Genomic DNA, 9,690 nt, shown 5'->3' with positions numbered 1-9,690 from the left:
TCCTGTGATTGTCAATACAACCGATGTTCTTGTTAAACTTGTACAAGTACCATCGTTATACTCTGCATAATAAGTTGCTGTTCCTACTGTATTTAATGTAGGGCTTGCAACTACATTTCCACCTGTTGAAGCATCGTACCAAGTAATTCCTGTTGTACTTGATAATGCATCGTTGGCATCTAAAGTCTGGATTGGACTTGTCTCACACTCTGTTATATCTCCACTGCTCACTGGGGCTGATGGAGCAATGTCTACAACTACTACAACAGACTCAATTTCATAACAACCACTAACTGAAGTTAACTTTATATAATAAGTTCCACTAGTAGCTACTGAGTTAGGAGATACTAAGGTATTAGTCGCTGCTGAATCTGTCCAATATGTTAATGTACCTGCAGAGCTACTTCCGTTAGCTCCATCTGTTACTGTGCTAGCCGTTAAATCAACAGTTGATGGGCTACATACTGATGCTGGATTCGTTATTATTAAAGTTGGTACAGCGTCTGTGTTTGCTGTAGCACTTGTTCCTACTCCTTGACCTTGTGTATTATTACCTCCATCAGCAGAACCACCAAAATTAACTATGTTAGGAACACCATCACTATCTACCCCTCCTGTTATTCTACCACCTGATAAGTCTGATATATCTACATCTTCATTTCCTTCTATAGCATCAAAACAGCCATCTCCATCTGAATCGGTATCTAAGTAATTTGGGATATTATCGTTGTCGGTATCTGTACAAGAAGAAAATACTGTAGCTACTCCCCCAACAGCATCTAAACCGGTACCATTTTGATTTTCAATAACAAAACTATTGCTTCCTGCTAAAAAAGAAATTGTATTAAAAGTACCTCCTCCTCTAATTTGCATTAATTCTAAAGATGTAGAATTGGTTGAGCGAGAACCATATACTGTAACATTACCTGAAAAATCAATTTCTACCTTTAATCTTGGTAAGCCATTATTATTAGCTACCCATGGTGCACTCATTGCTGCACCATCTGTAAATTCTAAAAACACTTCTCCTGCTACCGCCGTTGTTTCTAATTGAAGAATATTATTTACATTTAAACCTCCTCCATTTATAGAAACAGATACAGAATTATCAACATAATAAAAATTAAATATAGCTGAAGAAACTGCAGATTGAGAAAAACTTGCTGTGCTCCCTCCATCTCCACCAAAAATAATAAAATCACTAGTAGAGCAACTTCCTTCAACAGAGTCTAAAATACCGTCATTATCATCATCTAAATCACAAACATCATCAATACCATCTCCGTCTGAGTCATTAGTTCCTAAGGTACAAATATCTCCTGTTGGAGTACTGACTGTGTTTGAATCAACAGATTGATTAGTAGTAACACCTCCTGTAACAATAGGATATTCTACTGTTCCAGTATTATCAATATTAGCTGGTAATGTTCCGTTATCTACTGTTACTCTAAATGTAATAGTAACAGGACTACCAATAGTAACTACCCCATCTGGTTGTGTATCAGAATGTATTTCTGTAGCGGTAATGTATGGCATATTACCACCTACATCAGCTACCGAAACTCCGTTTAACTGAGTCGAGTTTGCTATATAAGTTGTAGAGGCCGGTATTGCATCTATAAATGTGGCATTAGAAGCTGATAAATTACCTATATTATTTACTACTATAGTATACTCTAATACATCTCCACTTAACGCTATAACAGCTGGATCTGCTGATTTTGTTATATTTTTAACTGACTTTGTTGCTGTTAAATCAGGGTTATAGGTTGGAGTTGAACAAGATCCCATATCATACACCCCTGGTGATGCTGTACCGATAAGAGTTCCTGATAATGTTGGTGACGAAAAGTCTATTGAGTAAATATCACTAGTACCATCTCCATTAGATGTACTCGTAATCATATTTCCACTACTATCAAATGCAACTCCCGTTGCTGCATTAGGTCCCACATTACCTAGGTTTTGTGCTACTAATGTATTCGTGTTTATTATAAATAAATAAGAAGCTCCACTACCTCCTACTGAAGCATACCAATGTAAACGACCATTACCATCAAAAGCTAAATCTCCTGCTACTAATGTGGTTCCAATAGTATCTGTACCAAAGTTTAGAGCTCCTAAATCGGTAGCAGTACCCGATCCTTTCTCTATTACTCGTAAATGATATGAAGTATCAATATAGTATACATCTCCATCAGTATTCGCTCCTTGACCAACTAATTGATTTGGTAACGTAGCCCCCTCAGACACCTGAGTTGATCCATCTGAACTATATAAAGGAAATGATGCTGAAGCATCATCGTAATACGCATTACCATCAGCACTAATTGCCAAACCTCCTATTCTTTGAGGAGCCGTATACACAGGTGTCATAGTTGAACCTGTTAACGTATATAATGAATTTAAATTACCTAAAGTACCAGATGATGAACTTGCGTATACATCATTGCATGAAACCTCATGTAAACAAGAAATCTCAGCCTCCCATCCTGAAGCGCGGACAGAAAAATCAGAATCAAAAACAAAATGAAGTGAACTTCCTGTTGAAGTTATTGTAGTTGGAATATTACTATTACAAAAGTCTCCTATTTTTGTTGCTGTAGCATCTGAACCGTCATATACTGTTAAAACATCATAACAACCGGAACCATTATTCTCTACATCAAAACTAGTGAAATTAAAGTTTAAACGATCTCCAGTTGGTGACTCAAAGGTAACCGAATACAACTCGTTGTTGTTATAATTTCCGTTGCCTAAGTTATTTGAATCGGTAAACGTACCTGAACAAGTAACAATTGTATTTCCATTCTCATTTCCAATATTATACGTTTGAGCAAAAGACTTAACTGTAGACAAGAGAATTAACACTAAAAAGAAGACCTTCTTATATGTACTGATTTTAGAAACGTAGCTTTCCCCCATATTAATACATTTTATTTTATATACAATGTTGTACCCCGAAACTCTTCGAGGCTATTTATTTTTTAATAAACAATATGGTGGGATATAAAAAACCCCACACAAAAAAAACGTTAAGTTGCTCTTTTACAACTTATTTCTTGTGGGGGGCCTCTAAATATTTTTAGTGTGCAAAAGTAAACTATTTTTACTTTCACTAAAATATTAGACGTAAAATTAACAATTTAGGTCACATTATAGTAAAAAAAAACATTTAAGTAATTATCTATAAATAAAACCTATTGAAAACAATTCTATTAAATCACTTTTAAAAGATTTAATTTCTAATCAGAATAGTTTACAACAAATAAATAAAAAAACCTCTTAAAAACAAACAAAAAAGACTTTATTATTTTTTTACCACTTTTTTTAACTGATTAAGAACATAATCAACTTCATCGAATGTGTTTAATTTACTAAAAGAAAACCGTACAGATGTTTTCTTTTCTTCTTTCTCATCTAAAAACTCCTGTAACACATGAGATCCTTTACTACTTCCACTTTGACAAGCACTACCTCCAGAAACAGCTACTCCAGACAAATCTAAATTAAACAATAGCATTTTATCTTCTATAGGAAACCGTAGATTAAGTATTGTATAACTTGTTTTTTCTACAGACTCTCCATTAATCTCAATATTAGGGATTAATTCTTTTACTTTTTTTACAAAATATTTTTTTAATCCTATAATATACTCTTCATCTTTTCCTAAATCTTCATAAGCTATAGCTAGTGCTTTTTCCATACCAACTATGGAATGTACATTTTCAGTACTTGACCTAGCTCCTTTTTCTTGCTCTCCTCCATGTAACATCGGTAGTATTCCTATACCTTTTTTAAAATAAGCAAATCCTACTCCTTTAGGTCCATGAAATTTATGAGCACTTGCTGCAATAAAATCTATTGGTGTTTTTTGTAAATCTAAATGATAATGCCCTATAGCCTGTACTGTATCTGAATGAAAATACGCTTCATATTCTTTACATAATGCTACAACATCTTCAACAGGCAACATATTACCTATCTCATTATTTACATACATTAAACTTACCAAAGTTTTTTTCTTTGATTTATTTAGTAAGTCCCCCAGACTCTCCATTGAAACAGTCCCGCTTTCATTTACCCTAACATAATCTACAGCTATTTTATGTTTTGCTTCTAAAAACTTTACTGTATTTAAAACAGCATGGTGCTCTATCTTAGAAGTAACAATTCTTTCAACTCCTAAATTTAAAACGGCATTAAATAAAATTAGATTGTCTGCCTCAGTTCCTCCAGCTGTAAAAATGATTTCACTTGAAGAAATATTAAAGTGTTTCGCTATATTTTTTCTAGCTGTTTCTACTGCAGCTTTAGCTTTTCTACCATATTGATGTATAGATGACGGATTACCAAAATTTGTTAGCATTGACTGTTGAACAGCTTCAATAACTTCGGGCAACATAGGTGTTGTTGCAGCATTGTCTAAGTAAACAGATTTCATAGGGCAAAAATAAGGTTTTCTTACTGATGGTTAAGTTTTAAAAAAATTATTGATTTTGAAAAATATATACCTCGGTAGCACCTTGTCCATATTTTTGATAAGAAGCATCGTAATATTTAACGGGGTAATTATTCAATAAATATCGTAACTCAGTTTTTAAAACTCCATCACCTACTCCATGTATTAAAACTAGTTTTGATATTCTTTTAGATATACAGTATTCTAATTTATGTTTTGCTGTATTAATTTGTATTGATAAAATATCAAAATTATCCATTCCTCTTGTAGACTTAACCAACTTTTCAGCATGTAAATCTACTTCCATTACTATTTCTTTTTTATCTTTTACAAAAGATGTTTTTTTCTTCTTTTCTTTGGATTGAATTTTTGCTTTTAGCATTGGATTATTGATATCAGAATACTTGCTTAACTCATTTTGATCCACATCAACTTTTACCAATTCTTTCCTAAGAAAACAATACTCCATTCCGTCCTCATCTTTAACAAAAACCTCTTCATTTTTAATTTTTGTTACAAATCCTCTAATATCAGCATCAATTACTGCTACTTTATTACCGATTTCTAAACACATCCTTAACCTTTATTTAATTAGCTAAAAGGGTATTAGCTTGTATTTTTGCAAATAATTATACTCTGCAAAAGAACTGCAAATAAATGATAAACACTAAGAATATTAATACAAAAATTTTCTTTGAGGAAGCAAGAAAAGAGTTAATCCTTACTGAAGAGCGAAAAGATTTATTACTTGAAATAGCTGATACTATTCTTGAAGAGTATCTTGATAGAGAGAAAATAAATTTAAACTTTATTTGTACTCATAATTCTCGTAGAAGTCAGTTAACACAAGTATGGAGCTTCTTTGCTATTGAATATTTCAACTTAAAGAATATGTTTACTTATTCTGGCGGAACAGAAACTACCTCTTTCCACAGAAATACAGTAAAATGCTTACAAAAAACTGGTTTTACTTTTAGTGTAGTTGATTTTTCTCATCAAAACCCAAGATATTTGGTTTCCTTTAACGGAACTAAAAAATCTATCTTAGGTTTTTCAAAATTATACGATCATCCTCAAAACAGTTATCCTTTTATCGCTATCACTACTTGTGATAGCGCTGATCAAAACTGCCCGTATATTCCTGATGCAATTGAGCGTTTTCACCTACCTTATAACGATCCTAAAGTATCAGACAATACTGATTTAACTGAAGAAACGTATCTAGAAACAAGTAAACAAATTGCTGGTGAGTTATTTTATATTTTTGAAAATATTCAACAAAAATTATCTTAGTTATTATACCTCTATACTTTTATCGTAAGGTATTCTTTCTAAAATATAATTAATCACGTTTATCCTTGCTATTGTTTTTCTATTTGCTCGTATAACTTTCCAAGGAGATATTTTTGTGTTTGTTTTTGAAAACATGGCCTTTTTGTACTCTGTATAATCATCCCAAAGCTCTTGCGCTTTCTCATCCACAGGTGTCATTTTCCATTGTTTTAATGGATTATTCTTTATATCATTAAATCGTTTCGCTTGTTCCTTTTTGTTGATAGACATGTAAATTTTCACCAAACGAATACCCGACTCTAGAATCATACGTTCAAAATCGTTTACCTGATTCATAAAAATCTCATATTCTTCTTGCGTACAAAAACCATTAACAGGTTCAACTACTGCTCGGTTATACCAACTTCTATCAAAGAAAACAATTTCTCCTGCTTTTGGAAACTGTTCTACGTATCGTTGAAAATACCACTGTGTTTTTTGATCTTCATTAGGTTTTGGAAGCGCTACAATTCTCATATGACGAGGATTTATACGTTCTGTAATTCTACGTATTGCACCACCCTTACCTGCTGCATCTCTTCCTTCAAAAATTACTATTATTCGTTCATTTTCTTTTATTGCCCAAGCCTGTAAACGAATTATTTCAACTTGTAATTTTTTTAGTTTTCTTTCATAATCAACATATCGAATTGCTCTTTCTAAATTAAAAGATTTCGATAATAAAGCTTTTAAGCCTCTAGTTGTATTTAGTTTATTTACGTCTCTTTGAGTTAACTTTCCCATTCTTAATCTAAATGTTTTACTGAACGATAATAGCGCATTACGATATTTGGATCTGGTGTTAAAATCGTTTGAGCTTCTTCTTTTCCGTCATAGTCAAACTGAGATAGCACATGACGCATACACTCAACTCTTGCTTCTTTTTTATTATTTGTTTTTACTACTATCCACGGACTGTAAGCTGTATGTGTTTTGCTAAACATTTCATTTTTATAATAACTATACATATCCCATAATTCTTGTCCTCTTTTATCTACAGGACTAAACTTCCAACGTTTTAGTGGATTGTTATTTCGAGAATTGAAACGACGTAACTGCTCATCTTTTGAAATTGAAAGCCAAAACTTTATAACCACCACCCCATCTTCATATAACATATGTTCAAACTCTGGTACTTGCACCAAAAAATTCTGATACTGATCGTCATTACAAAACCCCATCACAGGCTCTACTACTGCTCTATTATACCAGCTACGATCAAAAAAAACTATTTCTCCAGGATTTGGTAATTCTTTAATATAACGCTGAAAATACCATTGTCCTTTTTCTACTTCTGTAGGCTTATTTAAAGCTACCAAACGAGTAGAACGCGGGTTCATATGTTCCATAAAACGTCGAATACTTCCCCCTTTCCCTGCTGCATCTCTACCTTCAAAAATTACAGCAACTCGCTTTTTATTTTTTGCAATCCATTGTTGAAGCTTAACCAACTCTATTTGTAGCTTTCTCAACTCTTCTTCATAATCTAGCTTTATCTGAACTTTAGTGATAGAAATTCCCTTTTTCTTAATAATAGCCAACAATTCTTCATTTGTTGAAACACTTTCAAAATCTTCAATTGTTAATTCAGGTTTTTCTTTCATAAGTTTACTAATTATTCTTGTTAATAATTTAACCAAGGTTGTGCTAAAATAATACGATATTTACAGCTATGAAAAAAAATATACTACTTTTATTCACCTTACTTTCTCTGCCTTCTTTCTCACAACGAAAATATGCTAGAGAGTTTAGTTTTATAAATGACAATGATTTATACACCTCTACTTACCAAGACAGATATTATACTAACGGAGCATTTTTAACATACCGTTTCTTAAGCAAAAAACAAGTAAAAAACATTGATAAAAAAATATATGAAATTCAATTAGGACATCATATGTACACTCCTTATAAAGCTATCGTAGAAACCGTTGAAGAACACGATCGTCCCTTTGCTGGTTATTTATTTGGTAGCTTTGGTATAAACAGGTTTTTCAAGAATGAATCTATTTTAAAAACATCCATACAAATAGGTGTTATCGGTTCATCTTCTTTAAGTGAAGAACTGCAAGGCGTTATTCATAAAATGTATGGTTTTAGAGAAGCTACTGGATGGGAGTACCAAATAAAAGACGCTTTTGCTCTTAATTTAAAAGCTGATTATATTAAAAAAATAACTAAAGACAATGTTTTTGATCTTAATTGGACTAACTCTGCCAGATTAGGTACTGTTTATACTGATTTATCAACTGGTTTATATACTCGTATTGGTTTCAAACCTTTAGAAAGTATTATTAACTCTATTGCCTTTCATGGAAACTTAAACAATCAGAATACAAACTTCGAGAATAAAGCTGAAGTCTTTTTATACTTAAAACCAATGATACATTATGTAGCCTATGACGCTACTATAGAAGGTAGCTTTTTAAATGACAATAGTCCTGTTACATTTGATGTAAAACCTTTTAAGTTTACAACGGAGTTTGGAATTCGTTTTACAAGTAATCGTTTTAATTTTGGTTATGCTATAAATTACCATACTAAAAAACTTAAAAGTTCGCGTGTTCCTAAAGGGAATTTTTACGGTACAATACAGTTAAATTATCAATTTAATTAAGCTTATTGTACACCCATAAAAAAATAATTTTTAAAATCATCAAATTAAGATATATTTGTAAGTCTAATAAATAGAAAAATTACTAAATGAAATTTATCGTATCTAGCTCACAATTATTAAAACAACTACAAGTTTTAGGTGGGGTTATAAATAGCAATAACACGTTACCAATTTTAGATAACTTTTTATTTGAACTATCTGAAAACGAATTAAAAATATCTGCTTCTGACCTTGAGACTACTATGTCTTCAGTTATTGAGGTAGAAAGTACTGATACTGGAGCGATTGCTATAAATGCTCGTTTATTATTAGATACTTTAAAAACATTTCCTGAGCAACCACTTACTTTTAAGGTTGAAGGAGATAATACTATTGAAATTATTTCTGAGCAAGGAAAGTATGATATGGCATATTTTAGTGGTGATGAATTCCCTAAAGCTGTAGAATTACCTTCTCCAAGTAGTACAGAAATTCCATCAAATATTTTAGCTACGGCTATTTCAAAAACTATTTTCGCAGCTGGTAACGATGATTTACGTCCAGTTATGAGCGGTGTGTTTTTTCAGTTCAATTCAAAAGAATTAACTTTTGTAGCTACTGACGCTCACAAATTAGTAAAATATACCCGTACTGATATTACTGCTGATAAGTCGGCTGAGTTTATCATGCCTAAAAAACCTTTAAACCTATTAAAGGGTATTTTAGGAGGTTCAGAAAACAACGTAACTATTGAGTATAACGATACCAATGCTAAGTTCACTTTTGACAACATAGTATTAATTTGTCGATTAATTGATGGGAAATACCCTAATTACGAAGCAGTTATACCAAAAGAAAACCCAAATAAATTAACAGTAGATAGAGCTTCTTTCTTAAACTCTGTTCGTCGTGTATCAATTTTCTCTAGTAAGACTACACATCAAATTCGTTTAAAAATGGCTGGTACCGAGTTAAATATTTCTGCCGAAGATTTAGATTACTCTAATAAAGCCGACGAACGATTAAACTGTGATTATCAAGGAGACGATATGCAGATTGGATTCAACTCTCGTTTTTTAAGTGAAATGTTGAACAACTTAAACTCTAACGATGTTTTAATTGAAATGAGCTTACCAAATAGAGCTGGAATTTTAACTCCAATTGACGGAACTGAAGAAGGAGAACTAGTAACTATGCTTGTAATGCCAGTGATGTTAAATGGGTAACACACACATATATAAACTAAGAAAACCACATTTAATTAATTAAATGTGGTTTTTTTATTTAATAACTTGAGTTT

Annotated in this window: 8 protein-coding genes; 3 read left to right on the top strand and 5 right to left on the bottom strand. The window is 32.0% G+C overall.

All coding sequences use genetic code 11. The features are described 5' to 3' along the window. The 3 genes from VBY68_RS11135 to VBY68_RS11125 all read right to left on the bottom strand — a co-directional run. Nucleotides 1-2,925: CUB domain-containing protein (locus tag VBY68_RS11135; RefSeq protein WP_415269774.1), on the bottom strand; the 2,925-nt coding region annotated here is incomplete at its 3' end. Between the two features lie 385 nt (nucleotides 2,926-3,310). After that, the gene (locus VBY68_RS11130) at nucleotides 3,311-4,444 is read right to left on the bottom strand and encodes a cysteine desulfurase family protein (protein WP_415269773.1); all 1,134 of its coding nucleotides are present in this window, start codon (nucleotides 4,442-4,444) and stop codon (nucleotides 3,311-3,313) included. A 46-nt stretch (nucleotides 4,445-4,490) separates the two neighbouring features. Next, nucleotides 4,491-5,036: a Smr/MutS family protein gene (locus VBY68_RS11125; protein ID WP_121147192.1), complete on the bottom strand. Its 546-nt coding sequence runs from the start codon at nucleotides 5,034-5,036 to the stop codon at nucleotides 4,491-4,493. Between the two features lie 83 nt (nucleotides 5,037-5,119). On the opposite strand from VBY68_RS11125, the gene VBY68_RS11120 reads away from it, so the two are divergent. Continuing rightward, nucleotides 5,120-5,755 carry a low molecular weight phosphatase family protein gene (locus VBY68_RS11120; RefSeq protein ID WP_415269772.1) on the top strand — a complete coding sequence of 212 codons (636 nt, stop codon included), beginning with the start codon at nucleotides 5,120-5,122 and terminating at the stop codon, nucleotides 5,753-5,755. A 3-nt stretch (nucleotides 5,756-5,758) separates the two neighbouring features. Here VBY68_RS11120 and ppk2 (VBY68_RS11115) read toward each other — a convergent pair whose 3' ends face one another. Next, complete coding sequence (ppk2, locus tag VBY68_RS11115) at nucleotides 5,759-6,538, bottom strand: polyphosphate kinase 2 (RefSeq protein WP_099216466.1); 780 nt, start codon at nucleotides 6,536-6,538, stop codon at nucleotides 5,759-5,761. 2 nt (nucleotides 6,539-6,540) lie between these two features. Continuing rightward, a complete protein-coding gene (gene ppk2, locus VBY68_RS11110) occupies nucleotides 6,541-7,398 on the bottom strand; it encodes a polyphosphate kinase 2 (protein ID WP_099216465.1) in 858 nt (285 codons plus the stop codon). Nucleotides 7,399-7,466: 68 nt separating this feature from the next. Between ppk2 (VBY68_RS11110) and VBY68_RS11105 the strand changes: the two genes are divergently transcribed. After that, nucleotides 7,467-8,411, top strand: a complete 945-nt coding sequence (locus tag VBY68_RS11105; RefSeq protein ID WP_415269771.1) for a lipid A deacylase LpxR family protein — start codon at nucleotides 7,467-7,469, stop codon at nucleotides 8,409-8,411. Nucleotides 8,412-8,497: 86 nt separating this feature from the next. Beyond that, on the top strand, nucleotides 8,498-9,616 hold the full coding sequence (dnaN, locus tag VBY68_RS11100; RefSeq protein WP_415269770.1) for a DNA polymerase III subunit beta: 1,119 nt from the start codon (nucleotides 8,498-8,500) through the stop codon (nucleotides 9,614-9,616). Nucleotides 9,617-9,690: the final 74 nt, after the last annotated feature.

Origin of the sequence: Tenacibaculum ascidiaceicola (genome assembly GCF_047470925.1) — a bacterium.
In the GTDB taxonomy this organism is placed as follows: domain Bacteria; phylum Bacteroidota; class Bacteroidia; order Flavobacteriales; family Flavobacteriaceae; genus Polaribacter; species Polaribacter discolor.
This window is presented reverse-complemented; position numbering and strand designations above follow the sequence as displayed.

Excerpts from the sequence above, each read along its gene's own strand:
- VBY68_RS11130 (WP_415269773.1), bottom strand. The coding sequence starts at position 4,444 with ATGAAATCTGTTTACTTAGACAATGCTGCAACAACACCTATGTTGCCC.
- VBY68_RS11125 (WP_121147192.1), bottom strand. The coding sequence starts at position 5,036 with ATGTGTTTAGAAATCGGTAATAAAGTAGCAGTAATTGATGCTGATATT.
- VBY68_RS11120 (WP_415269772.1), top strand. The coding sequence starts at position 5,120 with ATGATAAACACTAAGAATATTAATACAAAAATTTTCTTTGAGGAAGCA.
- ppk2 (WP_099216466.1), bottom strand. The coding sequence starts at position 6,538 with ATGGGAAAGTTAACTCAAAGAGACGTAAATAAACTAAATACAACTAGA.
- ppk2 (WP_099216465.1), bottom strand. The coding sequence starts at position 7,398 with ATGAAAGAAAAACCTGAATTAACAATTGAAGATTTTGAAAGTGTTTCA.
- VBY68_RS11105 (WP_415269771.1), top strand. The coding sequence starts at position 7,467 with ATGAAAAAAAATATACTACTTTTATTCACCTTACTTTCTCTGCCTTCT.
- dnaN (WP_415269770.1), top strand. The coding sequence starts at position 8,498 with ATGAAATTTATCGTATCTAGCTCACAATTATTAAAACAACTACAAGTT.